We start from the raw sequence: 22,802 nt of genomic DNA, 5'->3' as shown, positions 1-22,802 counted from the left end.
TAATCTTTTATGAAAAAAACCTTCTTACTCCTCATCATTTTGTTTGCTTTTTATTCTGTGAAGGCTCAAAATGAAAACAGAACTGCTGCAAATCCTTATGAGAAAAAAAATGAAATTAAACTTAATCTTATCTCCCCGTTCATTGGTGCTGTGGAAGCAGGTTTTGAACGGCATCTCAACAAAAATTCATCATTGGGAATCTCTGCACTTATTGTGTATGATGATAAAAAAAATGAGGATATGAATTACTACGTCTCTCCTTATTACAGATATTATTTCGGAAAAAAATACGCTTCCGGTTTTTTTGCCGAAGGATTTGGAATGTTCACTTCCATTGACGGAAAAAAAATATATTCAGCAGATCAACTGACATTCACTGAAAATAAAGATGTTTACGATGCTGCACTGGGCGCCGGGCTGGGCTATAAACTGGTCACAAAAAAAGGATTGGTTTTTGAAGCCAATGCAAGCTACGGAAAACTCTTGTTCAATGCAGACAAAATAGATCATACCGTAGTTGCCAAATATGGGTTGAGTATCGGTTACCGATTCTAATATGAAATAGAGCTAAAAACTAAAGCATAACAATCCTTAGTTTTCGGTGAATCCAGTACAAAACTGAAATATGGATAACATCATCTGTAAAAGTGCTTGAAGTTATTCTACCAAGATCATATAAGTCAAATGACGCCACTTGAAGATAAAGTGGCGTCATTTTCCATGGTATCAGAGTGAGTGATTTTAATTACAAAAAATGAAGAAATACAAACCGAGCTTTTGAGCTTACTCATTTGCGAGACAATCTTGTTTTGTGAAAGATCTTGCTCATTTGTAAAAAATTACACTTTCTTACAATTTATAGACTGCTTGCCCTGGGTAAGTTTTATACCGATAACTTTTCCTTTTTCGTTAAGTAAAAACTTGAGTTCTGCTCCATTTTCAAAAGAATAGAACTCATTTTCGCCAGTTCTCTTCAGGAGTGCTTTTCTGCTTTCTTTACCTTGTTTTTCATGGTTGTACATGGCAATAAATAAATGATTTTTTCCTGCCTGCGTTATTTGAAATGTACCCACCGTAATAAGTCCTGCCAGTTTTGCTTTATAAATTCCCTTATATATTTCTGTAGAGGGTGCGGTTTCACTGGAATAGGCTGTGAAGTCTGGATTTTTATATTTTTTCTGATAGTATTTTGAAACAATCCCTACTACCATATCATTCAGTTTTATATTGGTTCCGTTTGCCAGAATAACAATACTAAAATTGTCTTCAGGAAAATAGGCAATACCTGAGTGGAATTCATCGATCCGTCCTGTATGCCCATATCCTGTTTTATTATAAAATGGTGTTCTAAATAAACCGTAGCCAAGGGCAACCTGAGGATTTGTCTTTTTCATTTGTTCCAACGAATTTTCGGAAATCAAAGTCCCTTTAAAAAGTTCGTGCATTAATTTCGATAAATCTTCAGTGGTAGAAACAATATTACCTGTTGCAAAAGTGAAACTTGGATGGGTATCAGATTCCTTTGACCAGTTTTCGCCATCAAACTTGTAAGATTTAGTTCTTTTACTATATTGGGTCTGGTCTTTTTCACAGTAGGTCCTGCGCATCCCTATTTTATCTAAGATTCTTGCTTTGATATTTTCTTCATAGGATCTCCCCGTAATATCTTCTATGATGTATCCCAGCAGCAAATAATTTGAATTACTGTAAGAACTCTCTTTTCCCGGTTTGAAATCTGGTTTTCCTTGTTGCAAGAGCTTCAACATATCGTCTCTGGTGTAATTCTTACTTTTTTGGTCATAGTAATCTTCCCATTCCAGATAATTGTAGATCCCGCTGGTATGGTTCAGCATATTTCCTATCGTAATCATTTCAGCATTTTTTATGCTTGGGAAATATTTACTGAGTCTGGAATCAAGTGATAATTTCCCTTCTTCGATCAGTTGAAAAGTAATAATGGCAGTGAAAACTTTTGTAATAGAACCAATCCTATATTGGTCCGAGCCCTCTGCAAACTTATTGAATTCGCCCTTGTAAATGGTTTCGCCATTTTTTTGAAGCAAAATATTTCCGGAAAAAGCATTATGCCTTTGAAAATTAGTCAATAAGCTGTCAATTGAACTTTTTAAATCAGGTTTTTGGGCTGATAATACACTAAAAAAATTCAGGATAAATAGCAAGCAGATCTTTCTCATGTTTTAATATTATTTTTTTATATCATGCAAATAACGAAAGCTTTGCACTGCCCTTTTTAATATTTTTGACCAACCACATGAAAATCCGGATATATAAATTAAGATATTCTTTCATTATTTTTGTCCCGAAATAATGCCTATTGGTGTAAAATGCGATACACCACTAAAGAAAATATTTAACTTTATGGTTTTTATTACAATATATGAAGTCACTGAAGGTATACACGATGCTCAGAATACTGCTTAATATACTTTTTATTGGATTTATTTTGTTTTCCAGCGCAAATAATAATGATAAAAATCTGCCTTTAGCTTTTATAGTATTGTACAACATGATGCTTTTTGTACCGGCCTGGGTTAATAATTTCTGGCTTCTTCCGGATCTTAGAAAAACAAAAAAAATAATACCCTATTTAATTTCGGTAATAGCTGCTTTTTTTATTTCAGTCCTGGTAACAGGATATTACCTGCAATGGCTTTATCATCGATTTAACACTAACGAATTAACGGATTTCACCTCATTAGCTGCAACATCTTCAGCTCCCGGATTATTAGAAAAGCATCAATCCTATTTTGATGTTTTTCCTGGAATGATTATCATCATGTTTGCTATGGCAATGGGGTATTCGCTACAGGAATATTTATTAAAAGCCAAAAGAAATGAACAGATTCAGGCACAACAAAGCATTGCTGAACTTAGTCTCTTAAAATCTCAAATCAGTCCTCATTTTCTTTTTAATGTATTGAATAGTTTATATGCCTTATCCCTGAAAATGTCAAAAGAAACCCCCGATATTATCTTAAAACTTTCCGACATTCTGCGGTATTCTTTATACGAATCTCAATCACAAGAAATTTCTATGACGAATGAGATCCATATTTTAAATACCTACATTGATATTGAACGATTGAGAATGCCTTCCCATGCGCAGATCTCTTTTTATCACGAAGAAATAACAGATGCGGTAAAAATTGCACCCATGCTTTTATTACCTCTAGTAGAAAATGCTTTTAAACATGGCACCGATTCTACGATTGGTACTTCTTATATCGATATTACTTTATATTGTGATGACCATAACCTTACATTTAAATGTACCAATAGTTACAAGGAAACCACCGCAAAGGATTTTGGGGGAATAGGAATTGAAAACATACAAAAACGGCTTACACTGCTGTATCCGTCAAAACATTTATTTAAAATTGAAAAAGGTAAAAGTGATTTTAGTGTTACCCTTGAAATAAAATTGTAAAGAATGATGAAAATAAGATGCTTAGTAGTAGATGATGAACAACTTGCTCAGGAAGTTTTGGTTCATCATATTTCGAAATTTGAAATTTTGCAGTTGGAAGGGGTTTGTAATAATGTCTTTGAGTTGATCAGTTTTTTAAATAAGAATAAAGAAATTGATTTGATCTTTTTGGACATCAAAATGCCTGAGATCAGTGGGACTGATTTTGTTTCTATTTTTAACAATCCTCCTGCCATTATATATACTACAGCCTACCATCAATACGCTTTGGATGCATTTAACCAAAATGCTATAGACTATTTATTAAAACCTATTTCTCTGGATCGTTTTTCTAAAAGTGTCCAGAAAGCAAGTCAGAATTTAGTAAAAAATCAGCAGTTCAATTCTATGATCAGTGGAAAAGATGATGAAAGTTTTTATGTAAAAAGTGATAAGCGACTGGTAAAAATCAATCCTGCTGACTTGATTTATATTGAAGGGATGCGCAATTACATTGGTTTATACACAGAAAACAGTAATGTGATCGTTCACGGGACCTTGACGACTATTGATGAAACCTTAAAACATCTCAGTTATATTTGCCGCGTACATAAATCTTTTTTTATTAACCTCAACAAAATTAATTACGTAGAGCAGCATGTGATATTGCTAACCAATAAAAAGACCATTCCTATAGGATTAAGTTATCGTGATGAAGTGTATAAAAAATTAAAAATAATGTAAGCTTAAGTCAACGAAACTTTATTGTACATCTGATTTTCTAAAATATTTGATGGCTGGTCTTCGGGATATTTTCTAAATAAGTAAAAACGGCAAACATCTGCGATATTTGCCGTTTTTAGTGCCTTATGCTTTCAACTTTAGAAGAAAAAGCGTTTATTACTGCTGAAGTATGGGACACTACATCTGTAACAAACCCCTCAGTTCAGGACTTATTATGAGTTACTTGAATAAATTGTATCTTTTTCAGACACCGCTTTTTCATTTTTATCCCCCACATATACACAGATACCTCCCACCCAGGTTTCCAACACCGGAATGTTCCGCATTTTCATATATTGCAGGGATGGTGTATTCAATGAAAGAGGATCTTGTTCCAATATAACAAAATCAGCAAAGTATCCTTTATTTAGTGAACCCACCCATTGATCTGCATAGCATTGCCATGCGGCATCATAAGTAACTGCAATCAACGCCTGCTCGGGAGTAAGGCGTTCGGTGCTGTTTAAAACTTCAATATCGTTTGGATTCTTTTCCATTATTCTGGTAATCGATTGTTCCATCATTCTTAATGGCCCTAGCGGGCTTACTTCATTGTCACTGTGAAGTGTAATTCTCATACCAGCAGCAAGCGTTGAACCGCAAAGATCCAGCATTTGGGCCTTTTCACCGAATATCACTTCTTTAAAAGCATATCCCCAGTAGCCTACATGCCCGATCAGGAAACTTGGCGACACTCCCATTTGCAGCATATTGGTTATATGATCTGCGGTCAGAAGGGAGCAGTGCTCAATACGGTTGCGAAGCTCGGGACCTCTGTATTGGGCAAGTGTACGCTGATAAGCATTGATTGCAAATGTCACCGCCTGGTCGCCATTGGCATGAACCATCAGCGGCCATCCTTTGCCAGCTACCACCGTATTGATTAATGTATTATAATTTGGAGGAATGGTTTGTGCGGGAATACCTGCCTGTGAAAAATTAAATACCCCTGTATTATTGGCAGGATCGCACAGGTATGGAGCACTTTGATAACCGGTAAGGCCCTGATTGGAACCATCTGAAACCACTTTAATATGTCCGCAATAGACCGGTTTGTAGTGATCCGGTTCTTTATAATGATCCAGTTTATCAACCTCTTCCTGACTGGAACAAAGATAAGCGCCGCCTGTTCTCACCCATTCCGTATGGGTCTCGAAATATTTGCTTAGAAGCATTTCTGATACTTTATTCAGTCCGGCATCATACATAAAGGTAACTCCTCTTGAATTGGCCAATTTAAAAAGATGGGTAAGATAACTATTAATCTGTATGCTCATCGCGATGATCTGCAGCTTTACTACGTTCAAGGCAGGGGTCATCTGCAAACCTTCCTGTAACTGACCTTTGGTCTCACTAATATACTTGTCAGCGCTGCCATATTGCTTCTGTATCTCACTGCTGTTCTTAAAAACATGCTCTAATGCCTTGGTATTCAGATAAAGCGTATGCATGGAAGCACTCAGCAGCATCATAGGCGTCTGATTATTGATACCATCAAGTACTGTATTATTAATTGTTATCAACTCTTTTTTTCCATTTTTCTCCTCAAAAGGCATTAATGACGGATCTAATCCTCTTCCTAAAATAACAGCTCCCGGAATTTTAGGAATATGTTTATTTATGATTATTCCCACAGAGGTCAAATCATATACAGCCAGCAAATCCTGCCCTTCAAAAGGACTTACATTTAGCCAGCCCTGCATCATGGCGGTAGGAATCATATGAACATGTGGCTCGATCAGGCCAGGGAGTAATGTTTGATTTTCAGTTAATTCCCTTTTTTGATATCCCGGATGATTTTTCTCCATATAGTCTTTTACATCTGCCTCTTGACCGGTTATCACGACATTTCCATCCGCTATTCCAATAGATTCCACGGTTTCTGTGGAGCCTCCAATCATAGGCCGGATAATTCCGCCACTAATCATCAGAGTTTGTGGTTTTTCGTGGGTTGCTTTTCCGGAACCTGGATTTATTTTCGTAAGATTCTCTGCACTGAAAAGTTCTTCTTTAAGGATTTCCAAAACAGGATTGTTGCAAGAGCAATGGGCGCACCCATGCGTGTGTTCATGTTGGTTTTTCATAGGAGTAATTTGGTTTTAGTTTTTATATCAATTGAATTCTGTCCTTATCCAATTTTAATTATAGACTGCTTTTATGAAAGAGCATAGCTTACTATATGATTAGAATCAAAAATATTTCAAGTATATTATATTTAAATAAATATTTATGGGTGAATAATTTTCATTCATTTTCATGTATTAGTTCATTTTATAAAAATAATAAAAATATTCTTTCGATCTGTATATTTTTCACTAAGTGTTGATTAATTTTTTCTATCCGGAACTTTAAATTACAGTGAACTGATGTATTTCTCAGTATTTCAAGAAAACTCATATTTCCAAATGTACCTACCTGATTTTACAATCTGATTATTAACAATCCTTTTTTTAGTTTTGAACGTTCTGGATTGCTCCCTTTCTCAGAAATACTACTTCCTGTTTTAGAAATCACCTATGAAAGATATCATCAACCGTATTTCTCTCTTCTGAAATAAGCGTAAAATATCAATTTCCGGAGTCTTTAAATGATTAAATTAGCACCGAATTAAAATGCGCTAAGATTTCTATGAAAAATATATTCTATGTTTTGCTTCTTTCAATGGTAACCCCTGTGCTGGCACAAACTAAATTGGAAAAAGCAATTACCAATCTTGAGAATAATTACAAACAGGAAAAAGTATATTTACTTACCGACAAATCACAATATGCAGCTGGTGATAAAATCTGGTTCAAAAGCTTTGTATTTGATGGGTATAACCGTTCTGCAGTATCTACTACCCTATTTGTTGAACTGTACAATTCTGACAAAAAACTGATAGACTGGAAAACGATACTTCTGACCAACGGTGAAGGCAGCGGAGATTTTCAACTAAAAGAAAACCTTCCTGAACAAATTTATTTTGTAAGAGCTTACACTCCCTACATGACGAATTTTAGTGAAGATTTTCAGATTGTAAAAACGATTCCGGTTTACAACCCTAACTCTACTGAATCATTGGTGATTTCAAAAAGCGCTGACTGGTCTGCAAAAGCAGTTCCGGAGGGAGGAACTTTTATTAATGGTATGCCTACAAAATTTGCCGTTAGATTATCAAGCAATACTTCTCTGCCAGACAACTGGACCGGAAAAGTAGTTGACAGCCAAAACCCTAAAGTACCGCTAGCTACCTTCAAATCTTTTGACAGAAATGTTGCCTCTTTTAAAATAACGCCTGCTTCAGGAAAAAAATACCAGGTGATCATTCAGGATAATGCAGGAAAAAGCAAAACAATAGAGCTTCCACAAGTTGCGGAAAGCGGTCTCAATTTAGAAGTTTACAGCTCTACGGAAGGGATTAAATATACTTTAAAAGGCCTCAATTTAAAACAACAGCTTCAAAATTATAAAGTTGTAGGAACAATCAGTAACCACCTTGCCTACAAAGCCAATATTAAAAATATGACCAATGAAGTTTCAAGCATTATCCCTACAAAAATCAGCAATGGCGCTAACGGTATTTTGCAATTAGCAATTTTTGATGAGCAAGATAATCTGGTGGCCCAAAGACTTTGCTTTATAAAACCCGGGCAATTAAAAATTGAGAAAGCAGAAATTATAGCTCAGAACATCAAACCAAACCCAAGATCTTTCAATAGTATTGATCTTTCCCCGGAGTCTTATTTTAAAAATTATACAGTTCTGGTAAGTGAGGAGGATGGCACCCGGAATCCGGAAGAAGAAAATATTCTGAGCGGACTTTGGTTGACAGGAGATTTTACTACAAAAATAGACAGTCCGGCGCAATATTTTTCTAAAGACGCCAATACTGAAGCGCTAGATGCGCTGCTTATTTCTGAAAACTGGAAAAGATTTGACTGGAATTCATTGCTGAGCGGAGCTGTACCAACCATTACGACCAATTCTCAAAAATTTCTTTCGTACAAGATAAAACCTATTAAAAACGGTTCCCAACTGATCAATACCAATGTCAGTTTACTATTGAAATTAGGAAAAGAGGAACCTGTCATTAACCAATTTACAACAGATCAGAACGGATATGCTTATCTAAATAATCTTAACTATGATGAACCTTTGGAGGTTTCATTATTTGTAAATTCAGAAGATAGCAAAGAATCAGGTACTGACAATTTATTTGTCACGATAGAACCATTAGTGACCCCCACCTCATTCAAAGGCAATTTTCCGGGTACAAAATATACATTGGTAAAAGCCGGTGCCAACCAACCTCTTTCTTCAAGCATTTCCAGAGCCATCAATACTCAGAAAAACATAAAAAAAACCGCAAGTACTGATGTACAAATTGAAGAAGTAAAACTGGTTGGGAAAAAGCAGGATCCTAAAGAAGAGTTAGACAAACAACTGTCCACCGGAATGTTTACTTCTATGAACTCTACTATATTTGACTTCTTGAATGAAGATCAACATGTTGCCGGATCCAGCAATATCTTAGACTGGCTACAGGGAAGAGCGGCCGGTTTAACATTTCAAAGAAATAATTCGGGAGTCAATGTCCCTTACATTCGCGGCCAGCAGGCCAAGCTTTATTTAGATGAAATCCCCACCGATGCTTCTATGATTGCGAATATACCCGTAAGCAATATTGCTATGGTAAAAATTCTTAAAGGCGCAGGATTAGTAGGCGATGCTGTTGCCATCTATACGATGAAAGGAAATATGAAGTCTAAAAATAATGAAAAAGATATAAAAAAGAACAACTCATCTGTCATCAAAGGATACGATCCACCTTCGGAATTCCCTGTTGAAATGCTGGATAATGATGATCCTGCAAAGAAAATTGAAAATGACACACGGGAAACCCTTTACTGGAATCCTAATTTATTCGACAGCGACTATGTTCCTCCAAGAATTAAATTTTTCAATAATGACAGCGCAAAACAATACAAAGTATTGATCATAAGCTTTGATGAAGAAGACAATCTTTTGTATGATCAGGAAATCTTCAAATAATATCCTTTTCTGTATTATAAAAGCTTTTCAGTTTTCCTGAAAGGCTTTTTTCTTTAATTTTTTAAAAGCCAAGGTTGTACAAGCTCCCTTATGATTTTAAGAAAAGTAAAGGGTGGCGGTTTCACCCCTGATGAAGCAGCCCGCTTCATCGAATCAATCCTTGATTGATTCACTCTTTTGCCTCCTATTATATACATGATCACCGTAGACCTTTGCGTCTATGAAATTTCTATTCATTTGTTCTATTTTTTTCCTCTCAACAATAAGATGTGCCACATCCAGCATTTTTCTCAGATGAATGTACGGACTGACGACATTTTATTATCCGTAGTTTGAAGAAGTAGGAACTTCAGATATATTGAGTCAACTCGACAATCTTATGCTTATTAAATATGAACATCCATTTTGGGAATCTTTGTAAATTCTAGATACTTTAATTCATCTCACTACCCTAAGAAACTGATTACACAGTGTTTATTAAGAACTATCTTCTCCAAATCACATTTTCACATCATTTATTTGTGTATCTTGTCTATCCATTTTTTACCAAAATATTTTAAAACCAAACACCTTATTTTATGAAAAATCTAAAAAACTTACCACGAAAGCTCACCAAAGGAGATCTGAAAAAAATTCTTGGCGGAGATGGTCCTATTCTGTCTCAACCAATGTGTACTCCAAGACAATGCGAACTTTTTGATAGGAGATGTGATTACCGTAACAGTTGCCCTCCCCTATATCCCGATCCGGTTTAAAATACAATCCGGTTCAAAGGAAAAATAATACATCGCCCGCAAAATATTATCTTATTGGCGGGCTTTTTTGTGAAATAAACCGGAGGCCTATTCTTTTGTGAACCTGAAGACTTACTCTTAAACGGCATCAGAAGCCAGCTCCCAAGAGCATTAATCAAACTTAATCTCGATTTATTTTTTAAATCCTTATTCCAAAGCGACTTGGAGCAGGATTTTCAGTCAATCGTAGTTTTACTACAATTTTACAGATTTAATGAAAAAGTACGGTTCGCAATCTATTTTTTATCTAAATTCGGTGACATAATACCAAATAAAACGCACAATATATTATGAAAAACACCTCAAATTCTGAGAAAGTTTCAGAAAACCATATTTCGGGTATCAACCGTGTGGTAAAACTGGAAATTGTGGTTGAGGGCAAGGCTATCAATCACTTTAAACACTTTCGTTTACAACAAAGTGCAAGAAAGCACCATGATTTTGAACTGATATTGGCGCATGATTCTTTAGGCGAAGTACAAAATCACAACCTTGAACAGGCGCAAAAGTTTTTGGGAAAAAGAATCACCATTGTTTTTAAATATAAAGATGCTGAAAGTGAAAGCCCCGAAAGAACATTTGTGGGTCTTATTACCAAAGTTGCCTTCAGTCAGGAAAAAATGAGTCTGGGAAATATTATCTTAAAAGGAAAAAGCCCCACTATTCTCATGGATTCAGCTCCCCATACCCAAAGTTTCGGGGGAGACCAAATGGTGAATACCAATATTATTGCGAACAGGATCATCAAGGAGACTCTGGGATCAAACAAATTTGATTTCAGGATAGATACGCAGAACAAAAGTTATATCAGCTACAGTTCACAATACAACGAAACCCATTACAATTACCTTACAAGGATTGCAGAAGCCTATGGAGAGCAGTTTTATTATGATGGTGAAATTCTACATTTCGGAAAACTTCCCTCTTCTGAAAAACCGATCCAGCTGGTGTATGGAAGCAATGTGAATGATGTGAATGTAGAACTGAAAGCCGTTCACACCAAGCCGGAATATTTCGGCTATAACAGCAGCAGCCATACTAAAATGGTGGGTGTGGATGACCGTATACAACATTTGGGAGAATTGTCTTCCAAAGCTTATGACCTTAATGACAGTATTTTTACAACCCGGTCACTGACTCCTACTCCCATCAATGCCAATATGTTTCGTGATGTGGATGATTCCCAGAAGAGTGCAAGAGGAAGTAAAGCCGTAGAGGTCTTTACCGTTTCAGGACATACAACAGTACCATTCCTCTACATTGGATGTGTTGCAGATCTGGCCATGAGAAAGACGGACAGCAATGACACTTCGCATTTTACAACCCTTATGGTTACGGAGGTAAGTCACGAAGTGGATGCAAGAGGATATTATACAGGAAGCTTTGAAGCCATCGCTGAAGGAACCGGTTTTATGCCAAAACCTGATTTTGAAATGCCTAAAGGAGAACCGCAGGTAGCCACCGTAATATCCAATGTAGATCCATTGAATCAGGGCAGAATCCAGGTCCGGTTTGACTGGCAGGTGAATGATACGACCCATTTTATAAGAGTGATGAGCCCGGATGCAGGAGGAACAGATGCCATCACCCAAAACAGAGGTTTTGTAGCCATTCCGGAGATTGGCGATCAGGTGATGGTGGGATTTGAATACCACAACCCTGATTTTCCATTTGCGATGGGCGGAATGTTTCACGGGAAGGTAGGCCTGGGCGGTGGTGTGGACAATCATTTGAAATCCATACAGACGAGAAGCGGTATTATGGTGCTAATGAATGATGCAGAAAAAAGTGTCACCATTAAAGATCCAAGCGGAAATACTTATTTTATGGATGGTCAGGGTAACATTCATGTTACTGCACCGAAGAACATGACTTTTACAGCAGGAGAAGATATGAAGATTTCAGTGGGAAGGAATATGATAACTAAGATCGGACAGGACAGCACCCTGAATATTGGAAATGACCATACCGAATCCATTACAAAGAGATACACCCAAACCTCTGAAAATAAAAGTGTAACCGTTAAGAAAGATCAAACCGAAAGCACAGGCAATACCTTTAAAAGTATTTCCGGAGAAGCCGATATACAGACTTCTAAGGGCGATTTAAAACTGAGAGGATCATCATTAGCCGTATTCCAGGGAGGAAAAGACGTAAAAGTAAGTAAAGGCTAAATGCATGGCGGACGATGAAAGTAAATTTTCATTGGTTGCCAGAGAATATAACTACGGCCTCAACAATTGAATGCAATCCAAAATAGTAACACATGGAAGATCAGAATACTTCAGCGCATGATCGTAAGCTTTCTGAAAAAAGAGCAGAAAAACAAAAAAAAGCTAACGAAGATTCTCCTTTAGAAAAAAGAGAAATGGTAATGCATGGAGCAAAATTAAAATGTCCCTATGCTCAGGCACCCGGAGATCTAAAAGTTACCTCTAACGAAATAAAGCTACAGGATCAGTTATGGGCTACAGATGGCGATGGAAACAACATGATAAACCTTCAATTTAAAGGAACTTGTGGACACCCCAAATGGCCTGCCAAAAACATGTCTCCTCCTCCCTGTATGAGCGTTATAAAATTAAGTCCATGGCAAAACCTGGGAACCTCTACTGTACAGGCACAAAAAGTTTTGGTAAAAGAGTCTTTTATTACTTGCAATCCTGAGTTTAATGCTGCTTCTCCAAAACCGGTTCCACAAGTGGAAAGTATAAAAAGTGAGATTCAAAATGATGAAACTCCTAAAATTATTGATGCCTATTTCGTTAAATGGATTTCAGAAAAAGGTGCTCCTGTTGAAAAGGAAGAGGAAGTGTACAACAAAAAACTGGGTAAAAAAGTTTCTGTAAAAAAGAAAATAGAAACAACTAAAATATCTACAGAAAAAATATCAGAACGGGGACTAAGTTATCAGGTTGCCTTAATTGTTGAGACTGAAGGTCTTTCAGGAAAAAAAATAAAAGTCAAGATTAAAAGCGGGAAAAATAAAGTCTTAACAGATGTTGATGCTGATGTGAGTTTAATTGATCTAAAAGATGTGGAAAAAGTTACAGATGCTTCAAAATATGCGGGCATAAAAGCAAAAAGTGAATTTGAAATAGAGGTTGATAATTTTGCAAATGATCCGACAGTCGAAAATTCAGCTCAATTCAAAAATAAAGCAGTTATTAAGCTGATGCTCAATCAGCGTGCTGATGATTTATCCTTTAATTTAGCAAAACTGATAGCAGCAAGTGCTGACAAAGAAGCATCGGTATATATTGAAGTAACTTCTGATGAACCAAAAATTGAATATCTGGGTACAGAAGGAAGCGGCAGCTTAAAAAACACCTTTTTAAATGGAAACTACTTCAAAATAAAATATTTTGAACAGCCATGGATTGTTAAGGCCCGTGAAGAACAGGAACTGGGCGTTTCAGAAGCCACGCATTGTAAAAAAATAATAGATGAATATCATGCCGTAAACCGACAGAATAAACCAACGGCCTGCGCCAATACCGATAATAGTTCCTGGTGTGCATCATTTGTGGGTTGGTGTTTAACAAACAGTAGATTTTCTGCCCAACTAGATCCGGGGGCCTATTCATACGGACATGAAAAAACAAGATATAGAGCAGGGTTTAAGAAAAATCCAACAGATAAAAAGGGTCTGGCAAAAGAAGAATTTGATGAGCCAATATGGGGAAAACTTATATCCGGTAATCAACCGTTATTAGGTTCAATATGTGTTTTATTAAATGGTCATCACGTAAGTATGGCTGTTGGAAAGAGTAATGACGGTAAAACAATATATTATTTGGGAGGAAATCAGGGAAACAAAGTTTGTGTAGGAACTTTTGGACAAAGAACTTCTACCATATATCCCACAGAATATACTAAAAAAGATGCAGATGATGAATTACCAATTTATTATACAAAAAATGAAAAACTTAGTAACTAGTTTTATATTATTTTTCTTTATTCCAGTTTATGGGCAAAACTCTGTTCATGACAGTTTGAAAATGTATTATCAGGATTCATTGCTTGTCAATAAGAATTTTAAAGACGGATCCATATCAAACAAACTTACTGTAAAAGTAATTAATCCCTGTAACTCTGAAAAAGAGAGATTTGACGGAGCTGTAACCATTATCATCGCCGCTATTAAAAATAAAAATTACAACGATAGTATAGTTTATAATTACCCCTATGCGCAATCCGGTTTAATCAATTTAAAGACAAATAATATATCTGTTTATACAGTAAATAAACATCAGGCTGTCTTAATACCTTTTACCTATTGCGGGAATTGGGACAACGACACAAAAGTCTCCTACATTGTATTTTATAACCGTAAAAATTATCTGTATCATATAAAATATTATTGTGGAGAAGATGGTAAATGTAAACTCAATGATAAGCTGAACATTACATTAAAAGACTTACCCTCAAAATTAAAATCAAAAATTATTAAAGACTTGCAAACAAAGTATCATAAATTAAGTGATTTTCAATAATGAGCTCAAAATAAAACATCATGAGTGAAGAACAACAAAAAGATGATTATTCTGCCAATCCCAATCAGAAGGTTTATGATATGCCGCACCAGGTGGATCATGAAGTGAATGTGATGAAAATATATTTTTCGAAGCAGGTTCCTAAAATGATTTGGGAAACGAAGGAAGAAACATATACCGTAAAAAGCGGAGGTAATGTATCTGACGTCAAAAAGAAGTATGAAAAAAAAGGAAGAAGGAACCTTAAGGCAGATAAAGAAGATTCTGTACAATTAAAGGCAAAAGAATCAGTGAAAATTACCTGGGAAGAGGAAGTACAGGAAATGAAAGATGGAAAGCCCGTTTTTGATTATGAAAGAATCGATAAAACAATCATTAAAAAGAAAGTATGGGTTGTAGCAGAATGTCAGGGAACCACTGGAAAACTCTCTGTTGAGATCCATGAAAATAAATTAACAAATCCGGAAAACGTATATGAAAACCCTGTCAAGTTTTTAGATGGGGAGGAAGAGAAAAGCAAAATTGAATTCAGTATCAATGGAACCTTAGTATACGCTAAAGAAATAATACTGCGTCCCAAAAGTGACCCAGATCTGAAAAAATTGATAGAAAAGTTTAGTAAAAGAGAGAATGTAAATGCTTTTTTATATTTCAAAGCTGAAGTAACAGGAACAGAAGATGAAGTGAAATTTCCAGATGAGACGCATGAGTTTTTAAATAAAGATAGCGAACGGTTTGAGATTACAGGAACTCCTTGTTATTGCAACAGAGATATCACCGTTGATGAGATGATAGACTTAATTTATCATTTGAGAGATAAACAAAATTACAAGTCAAAAAGAGATTCATTTTTTACTAGTGGCAAAGAAAAAATATTAGCCATCGGGATTACCAGCGGAAAGATCTCTGAAAACAGAGATAAAATAAAATTATTTACCGATGAAATGAACACGATGTTTAAGAAGTTCAAAATTAAAACATGTAAAAGAAAAATACATTTTATAGGTCAAATGTATCTGGAGACCATAAGCTTTACCTATACTTTTGAAAGTAGAGACTCCGTACCGGATAACTATAAAGGCGGTGTCGATTTTCAGGGGAGAGGGATGAAACAAATAACCCATGACTATAATTATCTGGCCTATTATGACTATGTCAATAGTACTACCCATTCAGAAACTTATATGAAATTCAGATCGGGCTATGAAAGCGTTGGCGAGTGTGTGAAAAACAGGCCTAAAGCTCAGGAAAAAGGTCTCGATGCAGCCTTTTATGAAGGATTGAAAACTTATGCTAAAAACATTTCTGAAAATTTATTCCATGCTTTTAATTCTGCCGGCTGGTATTCTACTATTTATAAAACCGCTACTATTAATGCCATGGATGAGGGATTGGAGGATTCAAATGTTGAAAAAGTAACAACAGCTATTAATGGAGGACAAACTAATATCGCTGAAAGAAAAAGTTATACCAAATGGACCAGAGAATTTTTTAAATATGATACAGAATGCGTAAACAAATAATATACCTGTTTTTCTTGCTTTTTTATTCTTTGCAAAGCTGCCAGAGTGTACCATTGAATAATGATATTCCGGTTTTACAGAATAAGAAAAAAGTAGGGTCTATCAATCAGGCTACTGATTTTAAATGTGACAGCTGTTACACTTTAAAAAAGATGAAAGTAAATGACAAAAATTTTACCTTCAAAATACCTGTCTCTCTAAATAATATTAATGATGAGAACATTCTTCAAGAGGATTATGAGCTTTTATCTGATCAATCGAAAGACGGTTTGGTAATCAAATATAACAGTCTCTATAATTCAGATTCATACATTTTCCGGATTGGAAAAAATAAAAACAATATTGCAATTACTAAAACAAGCAAGATCAGTTCTTCAGTTAATCATCATAAAATTGCCAAAGATGACTATGTAGATTATCCTGCAACTTCAATATGTGAAAAAGAAGGCAGTCATATTTTGTATGATGATCGGGAGATTAGCTTGAATAAGTATTTTATAAATTCTGATAAAAATTGTTTTTTATGCCCCTCAAAGTATAGTGTGAAAGAATGTTTGGAGAAAAAGAAAATCAATGCCAAATTTAAATGGCAATAGTAAGGTGGTAAATGAATGAAAAATTATAGACCAATGTTTCTCATAGATGTTAAATTAAACTTTTTAGAAGGAAAAACGCAAAAATAGTTCAACAGATGCAACAGGATTGTGACGGATCATGGAACAAAAAAAACCAGTGGGTTTCCTCTGGCGGGAAAGTCGTTTTTAAGTAAAAACAATGGTTTAATTGGCAGCAGCAAATTGTAAAATGAGTAAAAAATTATGGAGCCCGTATTTCCCATCAATATTAAATTGAACCTTACCGAAGGAAAGAAATTTTATCGATATTCCTATAATGAATATACCACCATCAACGGACAAACGCACAGAAGCGAGCTCAACAAAAATTTTCATGTTACGCTGAAGCTTTTAGAAAAAGAAAGATTTGAATACCATATCGAAATTTTCGACAGAGTGCACAGAGATAAGGAACTCTCACTTTCTGAAAAAGATTTTTTAGCCAGAATTGCAGAAATCAATGATGAGGTAGTGCTTATAACGGACGACTATGGAAAATTAAAAAACATACAGGAATTATCAGTTCTTCAGAATAAAGTAGAAAAAACGGTAGAAAAACTCTCCAGATCCTATGTGGGAAAACATGCAGAGGATACGTATCAATTTTTAAAAGAATTTTACCAAAAGGAACATTTAGTGGGCCAGGATTTTTTAAAAAATAATCATTTTGGAATGATCGTCCATCAATTTTACGGAAGGTATGACCGCGAAAATACAACTAAGTATACCGTACGCTACCGCAATTTTATGCCCCATACGGTAATAGATATAGAAGAGCGGGTACGGCCGGAGGACATGCGTTGTGATGATGAATTAATGCTCTTACAGTATAATGGTCATATTCCTTCAGATAAAAACTGGGAAATGTTTTATGGGGAAATGAAAAGAAAGGAAATTGCTTATCATCATGAAACAGACGTTCCGAAGCTGGACAAATATAAAGGGCAGATTTTACTGGATTTTAAAACCAAAGAAGTTTTGGAGCATAAACTTACGATAGAATTTTCCCTGGGAGAAAACTACCAAAAGAAAATCATCTATCATATCAAAGAAATAAGCGATGAAGAACTATAAAAAATAAGATGGATTGAAGAACTGCACGAGCAGCGGATGTCTGACCTCTACCTAATAAAACCTCAGATAATTCCCGTCAGGAAATAGCAAAAACTCCCGTATAAAAAAAGAAAAATAATATGGCGACACGTATTACAATAACAGATTCCGGGCAAACCCAAACTTTAAACGGCCCAGTGGCTCCGGATACTCCCGACAATTCATTGCAGCGTATTACTGAGGTTTATTTTGCCAAAAAAACCACAACAGACAATGGGACAAGAGTCAATTTCACGAAAATTGATTCTGCTCATGTACAGCAAGATGATCAGAATCAAAATATTCCCTACGATTCCATATTGGGAAAAACGGTGTATCTGGTCATAGAGACCAGCAATATGACCGACTTGAGTATCGATGCGGTGATAAGACCTTCAGCCAATACCATGACGGACAATACCGATACCTTACAGTTAATGCGTTTTGTATCCCCTGACCGGTATGAGGCACAGAGGTTATTTACCGTACGGGTAGGAAATCTTGATGCCCTTAACAACAGAAATGGCAGACATGATCATTACACGAATGTAAATGATCATATCAATAAGGCAATCATTAAACTTCAACTAAGGCCCGATGGAAGAGCTACTTTTGATGACTGGACCAGAAGACTGGGAGATCAAACTATTAATCTGGAAGTAGCGGTAGAAAGAACAGACAATAATCCCTGTGCGTATGGAGATGGGCAGGAAGAAGTCAATGGAGCCGGTATTTTCTTAAATGATGACCGGGGGAGATTCAGAGTGGTCAATAAAAATATATATACCATTTATCATGGCAGTAATACCTACAATACTTTACGGGTGATTACTCCAAATCCGGAAAGAAGAAGAAGGATTCAGAAAGTTCGCAATACCCATTCTACAGAGGTGATCTTTTTTTATTACGACCAAAACGATAATGAGCACAGGATCTGTGCCAGAACGAAGGAAAGTGTTACCAGAAAAAGAAGAGTCAATACAGTTCCACCGCTGGCCCAAAGAGGAAATCTTTTGGAAACAATAGATTTCACCGCAAACAGGGCTGCCGGAGAACAGATTGATGCCCATCAGTTATTGGTATATTCTAACGGAACCTTGGGTGATGGAGCAACGGACAAATGGTACGCCAATCAAACAGACAGTGTAGATTTGGTGAATATGGATATTTTAGGAAACCAGGGCGTAGGGCCACAGATTTTTGAGGCTTTCCATTACAATCAAAACGGAGTGGTCATCCGGTATGGATTTCAGCATACGCGAAGAAGAAGCATTCAGCCGGATTTATTTGCCGGTTTCTTAGGGGCATTGGCTCAGTTCAGACAGGAAGGACACGATCATTATATCGTATCTCAGGGCTTTTCTTATTCTGATGCTTCGTGCTATCCCAGTGCAGAACATGTGAACGGAGAAGCGGGAGACTTGAATTTATTGACGACTCTGCAAAATGGAGTCAATACCATCCTTACGGCTGCCAATTTTGATTATGACAATCAGGTTATTCTTCGGAATATTCTTTTTGAGTTTGGATTCGAATCCGGGCGATCAGAGAATTTTTCCAATACTTCCAATACCAGTGCGGAAGACAATGCGAGTACAAGATTACCTCACACCACGCATACCGCCACTCCGAGACATAATAATCATTTGCATGTTCACGGTTTCACCCCAATATCAGATATCTATGCCTAAAATTACTATCGCTTGCTTCAGCCTTTTGTTTTTCCTTTTTTCCTGCTACAGTAAGGCGCAGACAGAAAATAAGGTAACCAATAAAGAACCCCATTCAACGGATAAAGGATCAGTTTTATTTAACACCAATAAAGCGGATTGTATCAGTCTGCCATTCGGGTATTCAGATCTTTCAAAACGAAAAACTGTTGACTCAGTTCTGTCTGCGATACAGGATGAAAATAAATTAAAGGAAATCCATGGATTACAATTTGAAAAATTAATCCGGAAAGATCTTGTATGGCTTCCTGAAGCGTACGATGTTCTTCTGCCCTTCAGTACGAGTGTCAATGAAAAAAATGATCCTATTAAAACAGCCTCTCGCTTTCTGTGTAACGGAGACTATTCAGTGTACTTTATGGCGGTCTATAATACCGTCCGTTACGCCGAACCGTTTATCGAAAAAATATATTTGGTTTCAACGAAAGACGGTAAGCTGATCGATATGAAGAGAATCTATCTTAACCATCAGGGAGAAATGGGATTTGCCAACTATACTCTATTCAATATTGATGAAAATAAGATCATTGCTCTGCAGGATTATGAGCTGACTGAAAATCCTTTTCAATTAAAACCATTAAAAAAATACCAGATTCTGCCCTCCGGAAAATTTGCCCGATACTTTGATAAGGATGGTTCCTTTAAAAATGATGAAGAAAAAGGTCTGGTGAAAAATCACCATAAAGAAGGAAAATGGATCGAAACCCAACCCAACGGATCTCTGGATGCACAAAAATATCCGGAATTTACCGATTCGTATACGTATCTGGAAGCAGAATATAAAAAAGGTTTACCCACTGGAACATGGAAATTTCACAAATTACTGCAACAATATAATGAAAAAACAGGGGAACCTCTGCTGAATACCCGAAAGAAAGGATCATTGATCTATACAGAAACGTATCGGGAAGGCGCATTAGAAAAGCGTGAATTTCATTAACATTCCAGAACTTTAACAGTCTGATAAACGTATGCCTATTACTTTGTTGGAATATCGCAAAGGCGCAAGGTTTTTCAAGCTGTATAGATATTTAAGGCGCAAGAAAATCAAAGATTTTAAGCTAGGTATTTATTAAGGAATAAATCGTATTCGATTCTATCATATAAGCTCAAGCTTTTTTTAACGCAAAGTTCTTATAAGACACTGAAGATTTTAGGGAAGCAAAGGTGGCGGATGCTCCGCTGATGAAGCGGACAGATAAAACGATCGCTTCATCAAATCAATCATGGATTGATTTCCTCTTTGCCTCCTATTCTATGCATTATGATAGTAAACCTTTGCGTTAATGAAATTTCTATTATCATAAAACTTATGCCTATTACTTTGTTGGAACATCGCAAAGACGCAAGGTTTTTCAAGCTGTATAGATAGTTTAAGGCGCAAGAAAATCAAAGATTTTAAGCTAGGTATTTATTAGGGAATAAACCATAATCGATTTTATCAGATCAACTAAAGCTTTTTTTAATGCAAAGTTCTTATAAGACACTCAAGATTTTAGGGAAGCAAAGGTGGCGGATGCTCCGCTGATGAAGCGGACAGATAAAACGATCGCTTCATCAAATCAATCATGGATTGATTTCCTCTTTGCCTCCCATTCTATGCATTATGATAGTAAACCTTTGCGTTAATGAAATTTCTATTATCATAAAACTTGTGCCTATTACTTTGTTGGAACATCGCAAAGACGCAAGGTTTTTCAAGCTGTATAGATAGTTTAAGGCGCAAAAAAATCAAAGATTTTCAGCTAGGTATTTATTAGGGAATAAATCGTATTCGATTTTATCAGATCAACTAAAGATTTTTTTAACGCAAAGGTTTTATAAGACACTGAAGATTTTAGGGAAGCAAAGGTGGCGGCTTCACCGCTGATGAAGCAGCCTGATAAAACGATCGCTTCATCGAATCAATTAAGAATTGATTTCTTCTTTGCCTCCTACTCTATGCATGATTATAGTCAACCTTTGCGTTAATGAAATTCTATTCGTTAGTTTACTTCTTCCCTCTCCTTTCCAAAATAAGGTGTGCTGCATCCAGCATTTTAGTCAGATGAATGTATGGACTGATGATATTCCTCTCCGGCAGATTATCGTAGACGCCCATTGAAAAGTACACCATTCCGGACATAAAATAATCAAATTCCTGTACGCTGTATTCTCTGAATGCTTTTTTAAAGACCAACAGAGGATTTTGGTATTCTTTCTCCGAAAGCAATCCAAGAGCCAATGGAGAGACATCTTCCAACTGAGTATTGGCTGCCCATTTCTTTTCCTTCAGTGTAATGAGATACCCTGCCCGGATAAACGACTGTATAGCCTGCCGAAACTGAAAGATCACAGACGGATCTTCTTTGATCCAGCTATCCCTTTTTACCGCGTAATTCATAATGCTGGTTAATCTCTTTTTAGAGGCAGCCAGGTCATTGAACTGAAAAAAGGTCTCCATGAACTGTACTCCGGAGTGCTTTCTGCGAACGGCCCAAAGACGGGTTTCGAAGTCTGTTCTGTTCTTTTTCATAGGTGTATTTTTTAATAGGTGAAAAAATAAATGTGTGTTTTTTTAATTTGCTGGCTGTAAAGGAGGAAGTCCCACCAATGCCTGAACTTCCTGCCCATACCAACCAAGGATAATATGATAGAATTTGTGTTTTTCTGAAAGCCCGAAAGCCGCAATAGGTTGTACACCCCATTGTAACAGATCATGATACTTTATCTGGTAAAGCTGGCTTAGAAAAAGATGATTGTAGAAACGCAGAACAGCATGAAAATAAAAACGGCATGGGACTCTACAATATCCATTCTGAGGTACTGGTATACCTTACACACAGATAAGAGAGCCCACGCCTAGGTCGTGAGCTTCCTGCTTATCATCTCGTGTGTTAAAAATTACCAGTTTTCAGAATGAGATTCTAAGCAATAGCTTCTAATATTCTTTGAAGTATCGCAAAGTTACTTTTATTGTAACTTATTTTACAAATGTAATAAAAAAGATTTAAAGTGGGTAATTATACCCACTATTTTTTATACGTTTCTATTGAAATTGCTATCTATTTAATATTTACATGACTTTAACACCTGAAAAAATCGAGTTTCTAAAAAGTTTTGGGAAGAGAATCGAGACATTAAGAAATGAAAAAAAATTAAGTCTCAGACAATTATCACAAAATTGCGACATTGATTATAGTGACATTAGTAAGATTGAGAAAGGATTAAGAAATATTCAAATATCTACAATACTTGAGCTTGCAAAAGGTTTGGATATTCAACCTAAACAATTATTCGATTTTGAAACAGATAAAAGTTAAAAAATATTTT

At 36.0% G+C, this 22,802-nt stretch carries 16 protein-coding genes; 13 read left to right on the top strand and 3 right to left on the bottom strand.

Going from position 1 to position 22,802, the window contains the following annotated elements; translation table 11 throughout:
• Positions 1-9: 9 nt before the first annotated feature.
• Positions 10-555 carry a DUF3575 domain-containing protein gene (locus EG346_RS14835; protein ID WP_123879612.1) on the top strand — a complete coding sequence of 182 codons (546 nt, stop codon included), beginning with the start codon at positions 10-12 and terminating at the stop codon, positions 553-555.
• A gap of 284 nt (positions 556-839) precedes the next feature.
• On the opposite strand, the gene EG346_RS14830 is transcribed toward EG346_RS14835, so the two are convergent.
• A complete protein-coding gene (locus EG346_RS14830; RefSeq protein ID WP_123879610.1) occupies positions 840-2,195 on the bottom strand; it encodes a serine hydrolase domain-containing protein in 1,356 nt (451 codons plus the stop codon).
• Positions 2,196-2,398: 203 nt separating this feature from the next.
• Between EG346_RS14830 and EG346_RS14825 the strand changes: the two genes are divergently transcribed.
• Together EG346_RS14825 and EG346_RS14820 are read left to right on the top strand one after the other, a co-directional pair.
• Entirely contained in the window at positions 2,399-3,448 is a 1,050-nt protein-coding gene (locus tag EG346_RS14825) for a sensor histidine kinase (protein ID WP_123879608.1), read from the top strand.
• Positions 3,449-3,451: 3 nt separating this feature from the next.
• The gene (locus tag EG346_RS14820; protein ID WP_123879606.1) at positions 3,452-4,171 is read left to right on the top strand and encodes a LytR/AlgR family response regulator transcription factor; all 720 of its coding nucleotides are present in this window, start codon (positions 3,452-3,454) and stop codon (positions 4,169-4,171) included.
• Between the two features lie 212 nt (positions 4,172-4,383).
• On the opposite strand, the gene EG346_RS14815 is transcribed toward EG346_RS14820, so the two are convergent.
• Complete coding sequence (locus tag EG346_RS14815; protein ID WP_123879604.1) at positions 4,384-6,294, bottom strand: amidohydrolase; 1,911 nt, start codon at positions 6,292-6,294, stop codon at positions 4,384-4,386.
• Between the two features lie 544 nt (positions 6,295-6,838).
• Here EG346_RS14815 and EG346_RS14810 point away from each other — a divergent pair.
• The 9 genes from EG346_RS14810 (at position 6,839) to EG346_RS14770 (ending at position 20,430) form a co-directional block, all read left to right on the top strand.
• Entirely contained in the window at positions 6,839-9,241 is a 2,403-nt protein-coding gene (locus EG346_RS14810; protein WP_123879602.1) for a TonB-dependent receptor plug domain-containing protein, read from the top strand.
• 1,084 nt (positions 9,242-10,325) lie between these two features.
• Positions 10,326-12,209, top strand: coding sequence for a type VI secretion system Vgr family protein (locus EG346_RS14805; protein ID WP_123879600.1), 1,884 nt, complete (start codon positions 10,326-10,328; stop codon positions 12,207-12,209).
• Positions 12,210-12,301: 92 nt separating this feature from the next.
• On the top strand, positions 12,302-13,975 hold the full coding sequence (locus EG346_RS14800; RefSeq protein WP_123879598.1) for a PAAR-like protein: 1,674 nt from the start codon (positions 12,302-12,304) through the stop codon (positions 13,973-13,975).
• A complete protein-coding gene (locus tag EG346_RS14795) occupies positions 13,956-14,531 on the top strand; it encodes a hypothetical protein (protein ID WP_123879596.1) in 576 nt (191 codons plus the stop codon). The genes EG346_RS14800 and EG346_RS14795 overlap by 20 nt, the downstream gene beginning before the upstream one ends.
• Before the next feature lie 20 nt (positions 14,532-14,551).
• Positions 14,552-16,054, top strand: a complete 1,503-nt coding sequence (locus tag EG346_RS14790) for a hypothetical protein (protein WP_123879594.1) — start codon at positions 14,552-14,554, stop codon at positions 16,052-16,054.
• On the top strand, positions 16,039-16,650 hold the full coding sequence (locus EG346_RS14785) for a hypothetical protein (RefSeq protein WP_123879592.1): 612 nt from the start codon (positions 16,039-16,041) through the stop codon (positions 16,648-16,650). The genes EG346_RS14790 and EG346_RS14785 overlap by 16 nt, the downstream gene beginning before the upstream one ends.
• Positions 16,651-16,872: 222 nt before the next feature.
• Positions 16,873-17,742, top strand: coding sequence for a hypothetical protein (locus EG346_RS14780; RefSeq protein ID WP_123879590.1), 870 nt, complete (start codon positions 16,873-16,875; stop codon positions 17,740-17,742).
• A 119-nt stretch (positions 17,743-17,861) separates the two neighbouring features.
• Positions 17,862-19,451: a hypothetical protein gene (locus EG346_RS14775; protein WP_073336070.1), complete on the top strand. Its 1,590-nt coding sequence runs from the start codon at positions 17,862-17,864 to the stop codon at positions 19,449-19,451.
• Entirely contained in the window at positions 19,444-20,430 is a 987-nt protein-coding gene (locus EG346_RS14770; protein WP_123879588.1) for a hypothetical protein, read from the top strand. Before EG346_RS14775 ends, EG346_RS14770 begins: the two co-directional genes overlap by 8 nt.
• Positions 20,431-21,480: 1,050 nt before the next feature.
• Here EG346_RS14770 and EG346_RS14765 read toward each other — a convergent pair.
• Complete coding sequence (locus tag EG346_RS14765) at positions 21,481-22,005, bottom strand: hypothetical protein (RefSeq protein ID WP_123879586.1); 525 nt, start codon at positions 22,003-22,005, stop codon at positions 21,481-21,483.
• Positions 22,006-22,549: 544 nt separating this feature from the next.
• Between EG346_RS14765 and EG346_RS14760 the strand changes: the two genes are divergently transcribed.
• Entirely contained in the window at positions 22,550-22,792 is a 243-nt protein-coding gene (locus EG346_RS14760; protein ID WP_123879584.1) for a helix-turn-helix domain-containing protein, read from the top strand.
• Positions 22,793-22,802: the final 10 nt, after the last annotated feature.

The sequence above is a fragment of the Chryseobacterium carnipullorum genome, assembly GCF_003815695.1.
Classification (GTDB): Bacteria; Bacteroidota; Bacteroidia; order Flavobacteriales; family Weeksellaceae; genus Chryseobacterium; species Chryseobacterium carnipullorum.
The sequence above is the reverse complement of the archived record's forward strand: the minus strand, read 5'-3'. Positions and strand labels throughout refer to the sequence as shown.

Coding starts and splice junctions, on each gene's coding strand:
- EG346_RS14835 (WP_123879612.1), top strand. CDS start 10: ATGAAAAAAACCTTCTTACTCCTCATCATTTTGTTTGCTTTTTATTCT.
- EG346_RS14830 (WP_123879610.1), bottom strand. CDS start 2,195: ATGAGAAAGATCTGCTTGCTATTTATCCTGAATTTTTTTAGTGTATTA.
- EG346_RS14825 (WP_123879608.1), top strand. CDS start 2,399: ATGAAGTCACTGAAGGTATACACGATGCTCAGAATACTGCTTAATATA.
- EG346_RS14820 (WP_123879606.1), top strand. CDS start 3,452: ATGATGAAAATAAGATGCTTAGTAGTAGATGATGAACAACTTGCTCAG.
- EG346_RS14815 (WP_123879604.1), bottom strand. CDS start 6,294: ATGAAAAACCAACATGAACACACGCATGGGTGCGCCCATTGCTCTTGC.
- EG346_RS14810 (WP_123879602.1), top strand. CDS start 6,839: ATGAAAAATATATTCTATGTTTTGCTTCTTTCAATGGTAACCCCTGTG.
- EG346_RS14805 (WP_123879600.1), top strand. CDS start 10,326: ATGAAAAACACCTCAAATTCTGAGAAAGTTTCAGAAAACCATATTTCG.
- EG346_RS14800 (WP_123879598.1), top strand. CDS start 12,302: ATGGAAGATCAGAATACTTCAGCGCATGATCGTAAGCTTTCTGAAAAA.
- EG346_RS14795 (WP_123879596.1), top strand. CDS start 13,956: ATGAAAAACTTAGTAACTAGTTTTATATTATTTTTCTTTATTCCAGTT.
- EG346_RS14790 (WP_123879594.1), top strand. CDS start 14,552: ATGAGTGAAGAACAACAAAAAGATGATTATTCTGCCAATCCCAATCAG.
- EG346_RS14785 (WP_123879592.1), top strand. CDS start 16,039: ATGCGTAAACAAATAATATACCTGTTTTTCTTGCTTTTTTATTCTTTG.
- EG346_RS14780 (WP_123879590.1), top strand. CDS start 16,873: ATGGAGCCCGTATTTCCCATCAATATTAAATTGAACCTTACCGAAGGA.
- EG346_RS14775 (WP_073336070.1), top strand. CDS start 17,862: ATGGCGACACGTATTACAATAACAGATTCCGGGCAAACCCAAACTTTA.
- EG346_RS14770 (WP_123879588.1), top strand. CDS start 19,444: ATGCCTAAAATTACTATCGCTTGCTTCAGCCTTTTGTTTTTCCTTTTT.
- EG346_RS14765 (WP_123879586.1), bottom strand. CDS start 22,005: ATGAAAAAGAACAGAACAGACTTCGAAACCCGTCTTTGGGCCGTTCGC.
- EG346_RS14760 (WP_123879584.1), top strand. CDS start 22,550: ATGACTTTAACACCTGAAAAAATCGAGTTTCTAAAAAGTTTTGGGAAG.